Here is a 15,781-nt window from a genome sequence, read left to right as displayed (position 1 = left end):
TTCCGGGGGGACCCGGGGGCGCCTGGATGGCAGCCCCCGAAGGTCACGCCTCGGAAGGTGTCTCGGCCGGAGCCTCGGAGGTCGCCTCGGCCGGAGCCTCGACAGCCTCGTCCGCAGCCTCGGCGTCGTCGTCGTGGGTGTAACCCTGACGCTCCGCCTTGCGGGCGGCCTGGGCCTCGCGGGCCTCGGCCATGGCTTCGGTCTTCTTCTTGTGCGGGCCCAGAACCATGATCATGTTCCGGCCGTCCTGCTTCGGGTTGGACTCGATGAAGCCGAGTTCCTCCACGTCCGAAGCGAGACGCTGGAGCAGTCGGAAGCCCAGCTCGGGGCGGGACTGCTCGCGACCACGGAACATGATCGTGATCTTGACCTTGTCGCCCTGCTTGAGGAACCGGACGACGTGACCCTTCTTGGTGTCATAGTCGTGCGGGTCGATCTTCGGCCGGAGCTTCATCTCCTTGATGACCGTGTGCGCCTGGTTCTTGCGCGCCTCACGGGCCTTCATGGCCGACTCGTACTTGAACTTCCCGTAGTCCATGAGCTTGCACACGGGCGGACGGGCGGTAGCCGCCACCTCGACCAGGTCGAGGTCGTACTCCTGTGCGAGTTCCAGGGCCTTGGCAAGCGGAACAATCCCGACCTGCTCGCCGCTGGGACCGACAAGTCGCACCTCGGGCACGCGAATCCGGTCGTTGATGCGGGGCTCGGCGCTGATGGATCCTCCTCGGTAGCACCACGCGGCCGCCTGGCAGACAGCCACGTAACGTCTGTTTTCGACAGACCAACCGTGCGGGACCATGAAAAATGCCCCGCCGGGACACAGGCGGGGCTCCTTGAACAACCGGAACACCGCCGCGGTCAACCGCGGGGCGCATCGGGCAGCTCCATCGTCCGTACGGAACGATGGGCGCCACCTGACCGGTGACCCGCCGTCCTGAGGACGGCCAGGTGGGAGATCGGAGCCTCCACTTGTGGGCCGGGCACATAGGCACCCAGCCGGTCGTTACACAAGGTTAGCAGCTCGGCCGGGCGTGCGCTAACCAGTGGTCGCACCGCCCTCCCGCAGACAGAGCGGGCCGGGCGTGGGCCTATCGTATGGCGCATGAGTGACGCGACCCCCACCAGTGATTCCCCCGGCTTCGACGAGATGGCCCGCGACATCGCGGAGGTGCCCGCGGTCGAGGTGATCGTGACGGTCGCGGTCAACCTGATGAGCGCCGCCGCCGTGAAACTCGGACTGACCGAGGACGGCGACGAGCACAAGGACCTCGACGAGGCCCGCAAGCTGGTCCACGCGCTGGCCGGACTGCTGGACGCGAGTACCACGGAGATCAGCTCCTTCCACGCCGCTCCGCTGCGTGACGGACTGAAGTCCCTGCAGCTCGCGTTCCGCGAGGCCTCGCTCGTACCGGACGAGCCCGGGAAGGGCCCCGGCGAGAAGTACACCGGCCCGGTCTTCGGCTGAGCCCACCCCGACCTTCCGTTCCTTCCCGTCCGTGAGCCCCCTGCCCGATCCGGCAGGGGGCTCACGGCGTACGTGGCGGGATCAGGACCGGACGGGCTGCGCCAGCTGCCCGGATACGGGGTGGGTCAGCCGGTGCGCGAACGCCGCGATCACTCCGCCGATCAGCGGGGCCACCAGGAACAGCCAGAGCTGCGAGAGCGCCGCGCCGCCCGCGAACAGCGCCGGGCCCAGGCTGCGCGCCGGGTTGACCGAGGTGCCGGTGAGCGGGATGCCGACCAGGTGGATCACCGCGAGCGAGATGCCGATGGGGAGTCCGTCGAAGCCGATGACGGCGACCTTGTGGGTCACCGCGAGCACCACGAAGACCAGGAGGAACGTGAGCATCACCTCGGCGAGAAAGGCTCCCCCGACATTGATGTGCACGTCCGAGCGGTCGCCGTAGCCGTTGCTGCCGAAATTTCCGCTCGTCTTCAGCCCCGGCACCTGCTTGGCGAGCAGGAACAGCAGAGCCGCACCGGCGATGCCGCCGAGGAACTGCATGATCCAGTACGTCACCGCGGTGCGCGCGTCGATCCGTCGGGCCGTCAGCATCCCCAGCGTCACCGCCGGGTTGAGATGACAGCCGGATATCGGACCCAGCGCGTAGGCGAGCGCGAGCAGCACGAAGCCGAAGGCCAGTGCGATGCCGACGGTCCCGATGTACTGGGCCCCGAGCACCGCCGAGCCGACGGCGAAGAAAACCAGCAGCAGTGTGCCGAGGAATTCCGACACAGCTGTCCGCGTCTGCATACAACCACCTCGCGAAGATCGAAGATCAGATCAACTGACTTCTCGTCCGATTTCTTCGCAATTCTCCGTCCCTCAGTCGCTTTGTGCGCGTTGGGCCGGTCGGGTGATCAGCGCGTGAACAGGGCCTCACCGGGCGTGTGCGCGTCGGCCGGAAGCAGCGCGAGGTCCAGGCCCCGGACCAGCCGGGCACGGAGCACCTCGTTCGCCGCCAGCGCCTGCGCAACCCGGCCGGCCGCCTCGGCGGGGTCGGTGCCGTCCGCCAGCACCAGGGCGAGGGTGCCGTCGGCGCGGCCCGGCCCGAGGTGGGCGCGGAGCACCGCGGGCTCGGCGGCGACGGCGTCACGTACCGCCGCCGTGACAGCCGGGTCGTCCAGCGGGTCGGCGCTGGTACGGCCCTCGGCGAGGGCGAGCAGGGCGGAACCGGTCAGCTCGAAGGCCACCGGCCCGGCGAGGTCGAGCACCACCGTGTCGGCCTTCTCGTGCACGGCCGCCTGGAGGGCCTGGTGCAGGGGTACGGCGACGGGGCGGGCCTGCGGGTCCCAGCGGGCCAGCGAAGCGGTGGAGGTGAAGGCGGGCAGGGCGCGGCGGTCGCCGGCCTGGAGGGTGGGGACCGCCATGTCGCTGGTCTTCTCCCGGCGCAGCCCCTTCTCGTCCTCCTCCACCTCACCGAGGACCGCCACCACGGGAACGAGGAGACGAGCCCCCTTGAGGGCTTCGAGTACCGGGCCGACGGCCTTGCGGTCCTCGGCCCAGGCGGCGAGTGCCGCGGTCAGGGCGGGGTCGGCCGTGCCGTCGTCGTCGGAGTATCCGGGGTCCGGAATGTTCTTCTGCGCCACAGGACGAGCGTAGTGCCTGGGCTTTCTCATCCCGCCGACAGGTCGGGCTCAGCCTCCTCTCAGCTGCGGTTCCTAGCGTCCGGGTCATGCCCCGACACAGAATCCGCAGATCCGCCCTGTCCGCGACCGTGGCGGCCACGGTCGTGCTGGCCGGTTCGGCCGCCGGGGGTGCGTACCTGACCGGCAGGTCTCCGGATCACGCGCCCGCCGCCGCGGCATCCGTATCGTCCGTCTCACCGGCCGCGACCGCTCCGGTCGCGGCGACGAGCGAGGAGCCGGTGGTGGAACTGGATACGGAACTGGCTGCGGCCGTCGAACCGCTGCTGTCGGGTTCGGACACGGCGGCCGTCTCGGTGGCCGTGCTGGACAGCGGCAGCGGTACGCGAGCGGTGTACGGGGGCGCGGACGCGACGTACGACACCGCGAGCATCGTCAAGGTCGACATCCTCGCGGCGCTGCTGCTCCGGGCCCAGGACGAGAGGCGTGACCTGACGGCCGTCGAGCAGGCTCACGCGGTCGCGATGATCGAGCGGAGCGACAACGACTCCGCCACCGCGCTGCTGGCGGCGGTGGGCGGGGCGGCCGGTCTCGACGCCGCCAACGAACGGTTCGGTCTCACCGCGACGACGGCCGCGAAGGCGTGGGGGCTGACCCGGACCACCGCGGCCGATCAGCTGACGCTGCTGGGGGCGGTGTTCGGGACGGATGCGGACACCGCACTCAGCGAGGAGTCCCGGACGTATCTGCGGGGGCTGATGACGCAGGTCGAGGCGGACCAGCAGTGGGGGGTGTCGGCGGCGGGCGGCGACTGGGCGCTCAAGAACGGCTGGATGCCGCGTACCGCGACCGGGCTGTGGAACATCAACAGCATCGGGCAGGTGACGGCGGGCGGGCACACCTACCTGGTGGCCGTGCTGTCCGGCGGTCAGCGGACCAAGGAGACGGGCATCGCGCTCGTCGAGTCGGTGGCGAAGGCGGCCGTGGGGGTGGTGCGGGCCGGGGCCGCGGGGTGAGGCAGCCGGCTCAGCGGCGGAAGGCGGGCGGGCGGGCGCCCCGGCCGCGCCACAGGACGACCGCAAGGGCCAGCAGGACGGCGCCCAGGCCACCCGCCGCCGGGGCCAGCCAGCCGGCGGGGCCGTCGTCCTCGCGCTCCGGTGTGGGCCCGGTACCGAAGTACTGCTTGCGGTAGCCGGTCGCGGAGGAGTCGGTGCGCAGGCCCTCAGGACGCAGCGCACCGCCCGCCTTGATGGCGGCGGCCGGGTCGACGATGCCGTAGCCCCGCGCGTCGTCGCGGCCGGCCGGCGGGGAGCTGCGGGCGGTGTCGGTGAGGAGCTTCCTGATCTGGGCCGGCGAGAGACCGGGATGGGCGGCACGCACCAGCGCGACGGCGCCGGAGACGAACGCCGCGGCCGCGGAGGTGCCCCACTCCACGTAGTACTTGCGGTCCGGCGCGGGGACGACGATCTGGTCGCCGGGTGCGCTCACGGTGGCGTACCAGCGGCGGGTGGAGAACGAGGCGTGGGTGCCGTACCGGTCGACCGCGGCGACGGCGATCACGCCCGGGTAGGCGGCGGGGTACGAGATGTGGTCGCCCTTCTCGCCCCCGTTGCCGGACGAGGCGACGACGACGGCACCCTTCTTCAGCGCGTACTGGACGGCGGCGTCCTCGTCGGGTTCGGGGTGCGCCGACTCGCTGTCGTCGCCGAGGGAGAGATTGATGACGTCGGCACCGTGGTCGGCGGCCCAGCGGATGCCGTCGGCGAGGGCCGTGCCCCGGGACTTGCGGGCCTTGGCCCGGGCAGGGTCGCTCGCTTCGAGGATGACCCGGACAGGAAGGATCTTCGCCTCGGGTGCGATACCGATGACTCCCTCCTCGCGCCCGGTGCCGTGGCCCCGGCCGGCGATGATCCCGGCCATCGCGGTGCCGTGCCTGGCCCAGGACCGGTCGCCGCGTCCGGCGCCGAAGCCGATCAGGTCCTTGCCGGGCAGTACCTGGCCCACCAGGTCGGGGACGGTGCCGTCGACCCCGGTGTCGACCACGGCGACGGTGATGCCCTTGCCGCGCGTGGTCTGCCAGGCCCGGTCGGTGTGGAGGGCGTCCAGGCCCCACTGCTCGGCCCGGATGGTGTCCGCGTCCGCCGGGACCGCGGGCAGCAGCGCGAACGCGGTGGCGGCGCAGACCGCGCCGAGGAGTCTGCGGGGGCGGCGGCTCATTCGGGCTTCTCCGTGAGGTCGGCGACGGTTCTGCGCAGTCCGCGCTCGACCCGGTCGGCCACGCCCTTGGCCTCGTGTCCGAGTCCGGCCTGCGCGGCGGCGGTCGTCGCGTTGGCCGCCATGGCCTTCTCGGCCGGCTGCGGGTCGGTGACCTTGCGTCCGTCGGCGAATCCGGAGACGGCGAACACCACGACGGGCACGTCGGTCAGCACGTGCACGGTCCAGCTGGCCCGTTGCCGGTCGCCGAATCCGGCGGCGGGGCTGTTCTTCACCGCGTACGTACGAGGCATCAGGTCCGTGCGCGCGTCGAGGTGCTCGGTGCCGAAGCGGTTGCTCAATGCCCGCATGGCCTCGGTGTCGGCCTCGGTGAAGACCAGCCCGACCGTGGTGACGCTGCTGCTCGTCGCGTCGGTGTAGGTGGCACGGAGCAGACGGGTGCAGCCGACCGGGCGCAGCGTCTTGAGCAGCAGCGGGTCGAGCGCGCCCGTGCAGCCGCTGTCCGGGGCCACGGCGATTCTGGTCCAGACCCGGTCGGCGCCGCCGGGCCCGGCGCCGTCGCCCTTGAGCGTGCGCGGGAAGAAGGTGTCGACGGGGACGCTGTGCCAGGCGCCCCGGCCCACGGTGTAGGGGCTGCGGGCCGCGGGATCGGCCGAGGAGTCGCTGATCAGCCAGCTGCCGGTGGCGGCACCGCCGATCAGTCCGAGCCCGAGCACGGCACAGACCGCGGCCGCGGCGGCCCGGAAGGGGTGCCGGGTCCGCACGGGCCGGAGCCGGGTGGTGGTCTCGGCCGGCGTCTCGGCCGGGGGGTGGGCGTGCGGGGGCCGGTAGGCGTACGGGGCGGCTGCCCCGGACCGCGTCGGCGGCCCGCCGAGTTCCACGGCGCCCACGGGCCGCCGCCGGGTCGCGGCGGGCTGCCTCGCCGGGAAGACCGGGGCGGTGGGCGCCGCCGGGGATCCCTGGGACGCGGGCGCCTCGGCCGGCAGGGCCGGGGGTACGGGGCGCAGACGGGCGGTGGTCTCCACGGGGGGCGGCGCGGACGGGATCGGGGCGGGCGTACGGGGTGCGGACGGGGGCCGCGGCGGAATGGGAGCCGGGGTCGGGATCGGGGTCGAGGTCGGGGCCGGGGTCGGGGCCGGGATCGGGGTCGATTCCGGCGCCTGCGTCGAGGCCTGTGCCTTGGGCAGATCCGAGAACCGCAGGCCCCTCGCCCCGGTGTCCGGGGCCCGGACGACGCCGCCCGGTGTGTCCCGCGTCCCCACCGGACCGGTTCCGGTCCTGTCCGGTGCAGGGCCGACCGCGCCGGTTTCCGTGGGCTCACTGTCCCGGCCGTCCGGGGCCGGGGCCATGGCCGGTGGCGGGGTTTCGGGGCGGGGCGGCGGAGTGGCGTTCACGGGCCGGTCGGCGGGCGCCGCCGGGAGCTGCGGCGCGGTGCTCGGGCGTGGCGGGACGGGAGCGCGCTGCGCCTCGGTACTCATCCGCCCCCCTGGTCCGTTCCGTACCGCACGCGGATCGGCTGCACAGGCAGGCCCGTTGCTCGCCGCGTGCCCGTCACTCTACGGGTTGGGGAGGCCCTGGTGGGAGCGGGCCACCTCGCCGGACAGACCCTGGGGCCGATCTGCGCAGATCGTCCCCCTACCCAGCGGTACAGCTGTCTGGCAAGCTGCGGCCATGACTGCCCGCACCGCTGACCGGACCCGCTACAACCGGGCCACCGCACATCTCGACGCCCCGATCGCCGTCGTCGATCTGGAGGCGTTCGACGCCAACGCCGACGACCTCGTCCGGCGTGCGGCCGGGAAGCCCATCCGTGTGGCGAGCAAATCGGTGCGCTGCCGTGCCCTGCTGGAACGGGTGCTGGCCCGTCCCGGATTCGCGGGGATCATGTCCTTCACGCTCGCGGAGTCGCTGTGGCTGGCGCGGGCCGGTTTCGAGGACGTCCTGCTCGCCTATCCGTCGGCCGACCGCTCGGCCTTCGCGGAGCTGGCCGCGGACCCGAAGCTGGCCGCCGCCATGACCGTGATGGTGGACGACCACGCCCAGCTGGAGCTCATCGACGCGGCACGGGCCGGAGGCACGGAGGAGATCCGGGTCTGTCTGGAGCTGGACACCTCGCTGCGCATGCTCGGCGGCCGGGTCAGGATCGGGGCCCTGCGTTCGCCGCTGCGCTCCCCCGCCCAACTGGCCGAGCTGGCCAGGTCCGTCGCCCGCAGGCCCGGTTTCCGGCTGGTGGGGCTGATGGCGTACGAGGGGCACATCGCCGGGGTGGGCGACTCGCTCGCCGGGCGGCCGCTGCGCTCCCGGGCGATCCGGCTGATGCAGGCCACCGGCCGACGGGAGCTGGCGGCCCGCCGGGCCGAGGTGGTGCGGGCGGTACGGGCCGTGGCACCGGATCTGGAATTCGTGAACGGCGGCGGCACCGGCAGCGTGCAGCACACCGCTGCGGAGCCGGCCGTCACCGAGATCGCGGCCGGTTCCGGGCTCTACGTGCCGCGCCTCTTCGACAACTACACCTCGTTCACGGCGCGTCCGGCGGCCCTGTTCGCCCAGCCCGTGGTGCGCAGGCCCGGGGTGGGCGTGGTGACCGTGCTCGGCGGCGGTTACCCGGCTTCCGGGGCGGCCGGTGCGGACCGGCTGCCGGTCCCGTATCTGCCGGAGGGACTGCGCTACGACCCGCAGGAGGGGCCCGGCGAGGTGCAGACTCCGCTGCTCGGCGCCCCCGCCGACGATCTGCTGATCGGCGACAAGGTGTGGTTCCGGCACGCGAAGGCCGGGGAGCTGTGCGAGCGGTTCGACGAGCTTCAGCTGATCGAGGGCGACCGGGTGACGGCGACCGTGCCGACGTACCGGGGCGAAGGCCGCACCTTCCTCTGAGCCGACAGCCGCTCAGGGGGCGACGGAGCTGCCGACGCCCCCGCTCGTCTCGCTGTCGCCGATCGGCCGGATGCCTCGGGTGAGGGTGTCCATGAGGGCGAGCGGCGGCCCGTCGGGGCCCGCGTCGAAGGCGTAGCGGACGACGACGGGTGACTCGCTGCCCACGGCCGAGGGGAAGACGAGCGACTGCACATAACCGCCCGGCCCCTTCGCGGTGACGACCCGCCAGCGCACCTGATATCCGGTGCGCCCGGCCACGCTGACCGGGCCGGCGGCGATCTGCCGGTGGGAGACGATGCCGCCGTGGATCCGCGCGCCAACGATGTCCTCCTCGTAGGCCCGGTCCGCTGCGGCGCCGATGTCCGCCTCGGCGAGCGCCTCGGGCGTCGTGGCGTCGGTGCCGCCGGGGGTACGGGTGGTCACCGTGCCGCGGTAGCAGAACGAGGAGAATGCGCCGGGGCAGTCGTAGGAGTCGGTGGTGCGCATCGTGAGCAGTTCCCCGACGGTTCTTTCGGGCCGCTCCCAGCCGTCGGGGATCGGCAGGGTGATGCCGTTGAGCTGGTCGACGAGCACCGTGGGATCCTCGTCGGCCGCAGAGCCGTCCGACGACGGGCTCTCGTCGTCGGGTGACGCGTCGGTGGCGGTGTCGGCGACCTTCGGCGCGGAACTGCCCGACGGGGCCGCGGTGGGTGCGGCGTCGTCGTCCCTGCCGAACAGCACCGCGCCTGTCACGGCCACACCCACGACCACCACGCCGGCCGCCACGAGCGCGATGGTCCTGGCGCTGCCACCGCCTCCTCCCCGGCCGGGCACGACCGGGGAGGGCACTGTGGCGAAGGCGCGGGTGTGGGCGGTCCATGACGCGCCGTCCCACCACCGCTCGTTGCCGGGTGCGGCCGTGTCCGGGTACCAGCCGGGCGGTGTCGCGTTGCTCATCGCCCCACTCTAGGTTCCGCGGCCTGCGGCCGGCCCTCAGGGCCTTACAGGGGTGTGACGTACGCGCCGGAGATCCCGCCGTCGACGAGGAAGTCGGTGGCGTTGACGAACGAGGAGTCGTCGCTCGCCAGGAACGCGACGGCTGCCGCGATCTCGGTCGCCTCGGCGAACCGGCCGAGCGGGATGTGCACGAGCCGGCGGGCCGCGCGCTCCGGGTCCTTGGCGAACAGCTCCTGGAGCAGCGGAGTGTTGACCGGTCCCGGGCACAGGGCGTTGACCCGGATGCCCTCGCGGGCGAACTGGATGCCCAGTTCGCGCGACATGGCCAGTACGCCGCCCTTGGAGGCGGTGTACGAGATCTGCGAGGTCGCCGCCCCCATCCTGGCGACGAACGAGGCGGTGTTGATGATCGAGCCCCGGCCCTGGCGCCGCATGTAGGGCAGAGCGGCCTTGCAGCAGAGGTAGACGGAGGTGAGGTTGACGTCCTGGACACGTTTCCAGGCCTCCAGCCCCGTGGTGAGGATGGAGTCGTCGTCGGGCGGCGAGATCCCGGCGTTGTTGAAGGCGATGTCGACGGAGCCGTAGGTGTCGTACGCCGCCTTGAACAGCGCCTCGACCTGCTCGGGATCGGTGACATCGACCTGTACGAAGGTGCCGCCGACCGCTTCGGCGGCCGCCTTGCCCGCGGTCTCGTCGATGTCGCCGCAGACGATGTGCGCCCCCTCGGAGGCGAGCCGGTGGGCGGTGGCCAGACCGATGCCGCTGCCGGCGCCGGTGATGACGGCGGTGCGGCCGACGAGGCGGCGGCAGATGTTCTCGTTGTCCGTGGTCATACCGGTTCAGGCCTCCGTACTGAGGAAGACGTTCTTGGTTTCGGTGAAGGCGGTGAGGGCGTCCGGGCCCAGTTCCCGGCCGAGGCCCGACTGTTTGAACCCGCCGAACGGTGTCCAGTAGCGGACCGCGGAGTGGGAGTTGACGGAGAGGTTCCCCGCCCGGACGGCCTGCGCGACGCGCAGCGCACGCCCCACGTCGCGGGTCCAGAGGGAGCCCGCGAGGCCGTAATCGGTGGCGTTGGCGAGCCGGACGGCGTCCGCCTCGTCCTCGAAGGGCAGGACGACGGCGACCGGGCCGAAGACCTCCTCGGTGGCGACGGGCGCGTGTGCGGGCACACCGGTGAGGACGGTCGGCGGGAACCAGAATCCGGGGCCGTCGGGCGCGCTGCCGCGGAGCGCGGCGGCGTTCTCGGGGACGTAACCCCGTACCCGTTCCAGCTGGGTACGTGAGATGAGCGGGCCCATCTGTGTCTTCTCGTCGGCCGGGTCACCGACGACGACCGCCGCGAGGGCCGGGGCGAGGAGTTCCAGGAAACGGTCGTACACGGAGCGCTGGACGAGGATCCGGGTGCGGGCGCAGCAGTCCTGGCCCGCGTTGTCCAGGAAGGACAGCGGGGCGGCGGCAGCCGCGGCTTCGATGTCGGCGTCGGCGAAGACGATGTTGGGGCTCTTGCCGCCGAGTTCGAGGGTGATCCGCTTCACGTGTTCGGCGCACTTGGCCATGATCTGTTTGCCGACGCGCGTGGAGCCCGTGAAGACGATCTTGGCGACTCCGGGGTGCTCGACGAGGGCGTTGCCCGCCTCGTCGCCCGCGCCCGGCAGTACCTGGAAGAGGTGCTCGGGAAGGCCCGCGTCCAGGGCGAGTTCCGCGAGCCGGAGCGCGGTCAGAGGGGTGGTCTCGGCGGGTTTGAGGATCACGGCGTTGCCCGCTGCGAGGGCGGGGGCCGTCCCCCAGGCGGCGATCGGCATGGGGAAGTTCCACGGGGCGATCACCCCGACGACGCCGAGCGGTTCGAGCAGGGTGAGGTCGATGCCGCCGGGGACGGGGATCTGCCGGCCGCTGAGCCGCTCCACTCCCCCGGCCGAGAAATCGAGCAGATCGCGGACGTTGCCCGCCTCCCAGCGCGCGTTGCCGACCGTGTGCCCGGCCTCCCGCACCTCCAGCCCGGCCAGCTCCTCGATGTGGGAGTCGACGGCGACGGCGAAACGGCGCAGCAGCCGCGCCCGGTCGGCGGGGGCGAGGGCGGCCCAGACCTGCTGGGCCGCGGCGGCGCGGGTGACGGCGGCGTCCACCTCGGCAGCCGAGGTCGCGGGGACGGCGGCGAGGAGTTCCTCCGTCGCCGGGTTCAGTACCTGGTGCTCATGGATCAAGGCGGCCCTCACAGTCGTTCGAAGGAGCGTCGGATTTCCCAGTCGGTCACCGCTGCGTCGAAGGCGTCGAGTTCGACGCGTGCCATGTTGCGGTAGTGGGCCACGATCTCGTCGCCGAAGGCCTCGCGGGCGATCTCGCTGTGCTCCCACAGCTCGGCCGCCTCACGCAGGGTGGTGGGGACGTGGTCGTACGCGGCGGCATAGGCGTTGCCCTCGCACGGCTCGGGGAGTTCGAGCGCGTGCTCGATGCCGTACAGGCCCGCGGCGACGAGTCCGGCGACGGCGAGGTACGGGTTGACGTCGCCGCCGGGGAGCCGGTTCTCCAGGCGCAGGGACTGGCCGTGTCCCACGACGCGCAGGGCGCAGGTGCGGTTGTCGTGGCCCCAGGCGACGGCGGTCGGGGCGAAGGAGCCCGGCTGGAAGCGTTTGTAGGAGTTGATGTTCGGCGCGTACAGGAGGGAGAAGTCGCGCAGGGCGGCGAGCTGTCCGGCGAGGAAGTGCCGCATGAGCGGGGTCATGGTGCCGTCGGTGTCCGCCATGGCGCTGCGTCCGGGCGTGCCGGTGGACCGGAGCGAGAGGTGGATGTGGCACGAGTTGCCCTCGCGCTCGTTGAACTTGGCCATGAAGGTGAGCGCGACGCCCTCCTGCGCGGCGATCTCCTTCGCGCCCGTCTTGTAGACGGCGTGCTGGTCGCAGGTGACCAGGGCTTCGTCGTACCGGAACACGATCTCGTGCTGGCCGGGGTTGCACTCGCCCTTGGCGGACTCGACGGTGAGGCCCGCGCCCGCCATCTCGTTGCGGATGCGGCGCAGCAGGGGCTCGACGCGGCCGGTGCCGAGGACGCTGTAGTCGACGTTGTACTGGTTGACCGGGGTCAGGTCGCGGTAGCCGCGGTCCCAGGCCTGTTCGTAGGTGTCCTTGAAGACGATGAATTCGAGCTCGGTGCCGACGTGGGCCGTGTAGCCGTGCTCCGCGAGGCGTTCCAGCTGGCGGCGCAGGATCTGGCGGGGCGCGGCGATGACGGGTGAGCCGTCGGCCCAGGTGAGGTCGGCGGTGACCATCGCGGTGGACTCGTTCCAGGGCACGCGGCGCAGCGTGGCGAGGTCGGGGTGCATGGCGAAGTCGCCGTAGCCGCGGTCCCAGGAGGACATGGCGTACCCGTCGACGGTGTTCATGTCGGTGTCGACGGCGAGGAGGTAGTTGCAGCCCTCGGTGCCGTGCGGGACGACCTCGTCGAGGAAGAAGGCGGCGGCGAAGCGTTTCCCCTGGAGGCGTCCCTGCATGTCGGGGAAGGCCAGGACCACGGTGTCGATCTCATCGCTGTCGACGAGGAGGCGGAGTTCCTCGACGGCGAGCGGGGCTGTTCGGTCGGACACGGATGGATCCTCTCCTCGCAGGCCGACAGATGATCCAAATCTATGGGCAGCACAAGGGATTTGGATACGGTGCCGGTGCGTGCCGCGTGCCGTACGAGTGAAGTGAGGGGACCCATGAACCGTCCGCTGATCGGTGTCAGTACCTACCTGGTCGCCTCGGCCCGCTGGGGCGTCTGGGACCTGCCGGCCACGCTCCTGCCCGCCGGTTACGCCCGGCTGGTCCGGGAGGCGGGCGGGGTGGCCGTGCTGCTGCCTCCGGACACGCCGGAGCTCGCGGCGTCGGTGGTGGCCCGGCTCGACGCGGTAGTGGTGGCGGGCGGGCCGGATGTGGACCCCGCGCGGTACGAGGCGGAGCGCGACCCGCGGACCGGGCCGGCCGCGCCGGAGCGGGACGGCTGGGAGGCGGCGCTGATCGGGGCGGCGCTGGAGTCGGGCACCCCCTTGCTCGGGATCTGCCGCGGGATGCAGTTGCTGAACGTGGCGCTCGGCGGCACGCTGACCCAGCATCTGGACGGTCACACGGGCCCTGACGGGGCGACAGGCGTGTTCGGTTCGCACCCGGTGACACCGGTCGCGGGGACGCTGTACGCGTCCGTGGCGCCCGGCCCGTGCGATGTACCGGCCTACCACCACCAGGCCGTGGACCGGCTCGGCGCGGGCCTGGTGGCGTCGGCGCATGCGGCGGACGGCACGGTGGAGGCGGTCGAGCTCCCGGGGCCGGGGTGGGTGCTCGGGGTGCAGTGGCATCCGGAGATGGGTGACGACGTGCGGGTGATGCGGGCGTTGGTCGCGGCGGCGGCGCCGGCCGGCTGAGGGGCGGCCGGCGGGTGCTCGGTGGTCCCCGCGGGAACGGCCGCTGTCCCGGGCGGCCGTCGGCACCCGGGCGGCGTAGCGTGGCGGGCAGGAGAGTATCCGCCGCAGTCCCGTCGGGCCGCCCGTCGTGAGCGCGAATCCTGTCTGCCCCGTCTCCCCCTCGTGGCCCGATGGCGAGAGGAGGAGCGATGTCCGTCATCACACCGGATGCGGTGAAGCAGGAGGCGTTCGCGGGCCGCATGGTCCAGGTGGTGAACGACACCTGCCTGGGTCTCATGGCGGGCCTGGGCCACCAGAGCGGTCTGTTCGACACGATGGCGGGCATGGCGCCGGCCACGAGTGGGGAGATCGCGAAGGCCGCCGGACTGAACGAGCGGTACGTACGGGAGTGGCTGGGCGCGATGGTCGTCGGCGGCATCGTCGACTACGAGCCCGACCACGGGACGTACGCACTGCCCCCCGAGCATGCCGCCTCGCTGACACGGTCGGCCGGGCCGGACAACCTGGCCCGGATCGCGCAGGACTTCGGCATGATGGGCGAGGTCGAGCAGCAGGTGCTGGAGGCGTTCCGCACGGGGCGCGGGCTGCCGTACTCCGCGTATCCGCGGTTCCAGTCCCTTCAGGCGGAGGAGTCCGGCGAGGTCTTCGACCTGGCTCTGGTGAACGGGATCGTTCCGTTGGTGCCCGGTCTCCCGGAGCGGTTGCGCGCGGGCATCGAGGTGCTGGACATCGGTACCGGCCACGGTCACGCGGTCAACGTCCTGGCCAGAACCTTTCCGGCGAGCCGCTTCCAGGGTCTCGACATGTCCGACGAGGGCATCGCCGCCGCTCGTGCCGAGGCCGCCTCGCTGGGACTGACCAACACCGCCTTCGATGTCGGCGACTGCGCCGAACTGGACGGCTCCTACGACCTGATCACGGCGTTCGATGTCATCCATGACCTGGCCCGGCCGGTACGCACACTGGCCGCCGTCGCCAATGCCCTGGCGCAGGACGGTGTGTTCCTGATGGGGGACATCGCGGCGTCCAGCCGGCTGGAGGAGAACATCGACCATCCGCTGGGCCCGGCGCTGTACACGTTCTCGGTCTTCTACTGCATGAGCGTCTCGCTGGGCGAGGGCGGTGAGGGTCTGGGCACCGTCTGGGGTGAGCAGACCGCCCGCAGGATGCTCGGGGAAGCCGGATTCGGCCGGATCGACACCCAGCGGGTCGAGGGCGACATCCTGAACGTGTACTACGTGGCGCGGCGCTAGAGGTATCGATGACGAACGTCGTCAGCCGCCGGACGGGCCCGACCGTGTGAGGGAGAGCAGATCGCGGGCCGGGCCCGTGGGCCGGTGGCCCGCGGGCCAGACGGCGCGGAGCTGGCGGCGCAGGCGGACTCCGGCGATCGGCACCTTGACCAGGCGCCGGGCGGAGAGTTCCTCACCGAGGGCCAGTTCGCTCAGGACGCAGGGTCCGGCTCCGCTCTCCGCCGCCCCCTTCACCGCTGTCGTGGAGGAGAGTTCGAGGAGCGGCTGGGCCAGTCCCCCGTGCACGGCGAGGGCGGCGTCCAGGACCTGGCGGGTGCCGGAGCCGTGTTCGCGCAGGATCAGCGGGGTCACGGCCAGCTCCTGCGGGGTCAGCGGTGTGCGCCGGCGGGCCCAGGGGTGCGACGGGGCGACCACGACGACCAGGCGGTCGTGCGCGATGACCGTGCCGTCGAGCCCCTCCGGCACGGACAGCCCCTCGACGAAGCCGAGGTCCGCCTCGCCGGTCAGCAGCCGCTGTGCGACCACCGCGGAGTTGCCGGCGAGCAGCGACACCGCGGTGTCCGGCCGTTCGCCGCGCAGCGCTATCAGCCAGCCGGGGAGCAGGTATTCGGCGATGGTCATGGAGGCGGCGACCCGCAGCCGCGAGTCGCGGCGGTCCCGCAGCGCCTGGGCGCCCGCGTCGAACGCCTCGGCCGCCTCGACGACCCGGCGCGCCCAGTCGGTGACGAGCGCGCCCGCGTCGGTGAGACGGGAACCGCGGGGTGAGCGGTCGAGGAGGGCGAGGCCGAGCTGGCGTTCCATCGAGCGGATCCGGCTGCTGGCGGCGGGCTGGGTGATGCCTACGTCCCGGGCGGCGCGTCCGAGGCTGCCGTGCCGGGCGACGGCGAGGAGCAGCTCCAGCGCGCCGAGATCGGGTACCCGGTGGGACAGAAGGGCAGGCAGGTCGCTGGTCATAAGTCCACTTTATGACCTCATAGGCCGGGACTCCCTGGTGGGGCACGGTCCGGGCGCCGAAACTCGTGGC

At 72.4% G+C, this 15,781-nt stretch carries 15 protein-coding genes; 5 read left to right on the top strand and 10 right to left on the bottom strand.

Features of this window, described 5'->3' with window-relative positions:
- Positions 1–43 precede the first annotated feature (43 nt).
- Positions 44–799 (bottom strand): translation initiation factor IF-3, encoded by a 756-nt coding sequence (gene infC, locus OG912_RS29600; protein WP_443061032.1) that lies wholly within the window; start codon positions 797–799, stop codon positions 44–46.
- Between the two features lie 303 nt (positions 800–1,102).
- Here infC and OG912_RS29595 point away from each other — a divergent pair, with 303 nt between their 5' ends.
- The gene (locus OG912_RS29595; protein WP_326735199.1) at positions 1,103–1,465 is read left to right on the top strand and encodes a DUF1844 domain-containing protein; all 363 of its coding nucleotides are present in this window, start codon (positions 1,103–1,105) and stop codon (positions 1,463–1,465) included.
- 81 nt (positions 1,466–1,546) lie between these two features.
- On the opposite strand, the gene OG912_RS29590 is transcribed toward OG912_RS29595, so the two are convergent.
- Both OG912_RS29590 and OG912_RS29585 read right to left on the bottom strand, forming a co-directional pair.
- A complete protein-coding gene (locus tag OG912_RS29590) occupies positions 1,547–2,254 on the bottom strand; it encodes an MIP family channel protein (protein WP_327711991.1) in 708 nt (235 codons plus the stop codon).
- Between the two features lie 107 nt (positions 2,255–2,361).
- Positions 2,362–3,090, bottom strand: coding sequence for an SseB family protein (locus tag OG912_RS29585; protein WP_327711990.1), 729 nt, complete (start codon positions 3,088–3,090; stop codon positions 2,362–2,364).
- 86 nt (positions 3,091–3,176) lie between these two features.
- Between OG912_RS29585 and OG912_RS29580 the strand changes: the two genes are divergently transcribed.
- The gene (locus OG912_RS29580) at positions 3,177–4,103 is read left to right on the top strand and encodes a serine hydrolase (RefSeq protein ID WP_327711989.1); all 927 of its coding nucleotides are present in this window, start codon (positions 3,177–3,179) and stop codon (positions 4,101–4,103) included.
- A 10-nt stretch (positions 4,104–4,113) separates the two neighbouring features.
- Here OG912_RS29580 and mycP read toward each other — a convergent pair whose 3' ends face one another.
- Positions 4,114–5,304: a type VII secretion-associated serine protease mycosin gene (mycP, locus tag OG912_RS29575; RefSeq protein ID WP_327711988.1), complete on the bottom strand. Its 1,191-nt coding sequence runs from the start codon at positions 5,302–5,304 to the stop codon at positions 4,114–4,116.
- On the bottom strand, positions 5,301–6,065 hold the full coding sequence (locus OG912_RS29570) for a hypothetical protein (RefSeq protein ID WP_327713582.1): 765 nt from the start codon (positions 6,063–6,065) through the stop codon (positions 5,301–5,303). Before OG912_RS29570 ends, mycP begins: the two co-directional genes overlap by 4 nt.
- A gap of 907 nt (positions 6,066–6,972) precedes the next feature.
- Here OG912_RS29570 and OG912_RS29565 point away from each other — a divergent pair.
- Positions 6,973–8,175 (top strand): amino acid deaminase/aldolase, encoded by a 1,203-nt coding sequence (locus OG912_RS29565; RefSeq protein WP_327711987.1) that lies wholly within the window; start codon positions 6,973–6,975, stop codon positions 8,173–8,175.
- A 12-nt stretch (positions 8,176–8,187) separates the two neighbouring features.
- On the opposite strand, the gene OG912_RS29560 is transcribed toward OG912_RS29565, so the two are convergent.
- From OG912_RS29560 to OG912_RS29545, 4 genes are read right to left on the bottom strand one after another with little or no spacing between them, the layout of a single operon-like run.
- Entirely contained in the window at positions 8,188–9,111 is a 924-nt protein-coding gene (locus OG912_RS29560; protein ID WP_327711986.1) for a DUF2510 domain-containing protein, read from the bottom strand.
- Positions 9,112–9,155: 44 nt separating this feature from the next.
- Positions 9,156–9,944, bottom strand: a complete 789-nt coding sequence (locus OG912_RS29555; protein WP_327711985.1) for a 3-oxoacyl-ACP reductase — start codon at positions 9,942–9,944, stop codon at positions 9,156–9,158.
- Positions 9,945–9,950: 6 nt separating this feature from the next.
- Entirely contained in the window at positions 9,951–11,315 is a 1,365-nt protein-coding gene (locus tag OG912_RS29550) for an aldehyde dehydrogenase family protein (RefSeq protein WP_327711984.1), read from the bottom strand.
- An 8-nt stretch (positions 11,316–11,323) separates the two neighbouring features.
- Complete coding sequence (locus OG912_RS29545) at positions 11,324–12,691, bottom strand: glutamine synthetase family protein (RefSeq protein ID WP_327711983.1); 1,368 nt, start codon at positions 12,689–12,691, stop codon at positions 11,324–11,326.
- A gap of 114 nt (positions 12,692–12,805) precedes the next feature.
- Here OG912_RS29545 and OG912_RS29540 point away from each other — a divergent pair, with 114 nt between their 5' ends.
- The gene (locus OG912_RS29540; protein WP_327711982.1) at positions 12,806–13,504 is read left to right on the top strand and encodes a gamma-glutamyl-gamma-aminobutyrate hydrolase family protein; all 699 of its coding nucleotides are present in this window, start codon (positions 12,806–12,808) and stop codon (positions 13,502–13,504) included.
- A gap of 188 nt (positions 13,505–13,692) precedes the next feature.
- A complete protein-coding gene (locus OG912_RS29535) occupies positions 13,693–14,757 on the top strand; it encodes a class I SAM-dependent methyltransferase (protein WP_327711981.1) in 1,065 nt (354 codons plus the stop codon).
- A 21-nt stretch (positions 14,758–14,778) separates the two neighbouring features.
- On the opposite strand, the gene OG912_RS29530 is transcribed toward OG912_RS29535, so the two are convergent.
- Entirely contained in the window at positions 14,779–15,711 is a 933-nt protein-coding gene (locus OG912_RS29530) for a LysR family transcriptional regulator (protein ID WP_327711980.1), read from the bottom strand.
- Positions 15,712–15,781: the final 70 nt, after the last annotated feature.

It is taken from the genome of Streptomyces sp. NBC_00464 (genome assembly GCF_036013915.1).
Lineage (GTDB): Bacteria > Actinomycetota > Actinomycetes > Streptomycetales > Streptomycetaceae > Streptomyces.
Note: the sequence above shows the minus strand (reverse complement) of the source record. Positions and strands in the feature narration are given on the sequence as shown.

Excerpts from the sequence above, each read along its gene's own strand:
- OG912_RS29540 (WP_327711982.1), top strand. The coding sequence starts at position 12,806 with ATGAACCGTCCGCTGATCGGTGTCAGTACCTACCTGGTCGCCTCGGCC.
- OG912_RS29555 (WP_327711985.1), bottom strand. The coding sequence starts at position 9,944 with ATGACCACGGACAACGAGAACATCTGCCGCCGCCTCGTCGGCCGCACC.
- OG912_RS29560 (WP_327711986.1), bottom strand. The coding sequence starts at position 9,111 with ATGAGCAACGCGACACCGCCCGGCTGGTACCCGGACACGGCCGCACCC.
- OG912_RS29595 (WP_326735199.1), top strand. The coding sequence starts at position 1,103 with ATGAGTGACGCGACCCCCACCAGTGATTCCCCCGGCTTCGACGAGATG.
- OG912_RS29565 (WP_327711987.1), top strand. The coding sequence starts at position 6,973 with ATGACTGCCCGCACCGCTGACCGGACCCGCTACAACCGGGCCACCGCA.
- OG912_RS29530 (WP_327711980.1), bottom strand. The coding sequence starts at position 15,711 with ATGACCAGCGACCTGCCTGCCCTTCTGTCCCACCGGGTACCCGATCTC.
- infC (WP_443061032.1), bottom strand. The coding sequence starts at position 799 with ATGGTCCCGCACGGTTGGTCTGTCGAAAACAGACGTTACGTGGCTGTC.
- OG912_RS29590 (WP_327711991.1), bottom strand. The coding sequence starts at position 2,254 with ATGCAGACGCGGACAGCTGTGTCGGAATTCCTCGGCACACTGCTGCTG.
- OG912_RS29580 (WP_327711989.1), top strand. The coding sequence starts at position 3,177 with ATGCCCCGACACAGAATCCGCAGATCCGCCCTGTCCGCGACCGTGGCG.
- mycP (WP_327711988.1), bottom strand. The coding sequence starts at position 5,304 with ATGAGCCGCCGCCCCCGCAGACTCCTCGGCGCGGTCTGCGCCGCCACC.
- OG912_RS29535 (WP_327711981.1), top strand. The coding sequence starts at position 13,693 with ATGTCCGTCATCACACCGGATGCGGTGAAGCAGGAGGCGTTCGCGGGC.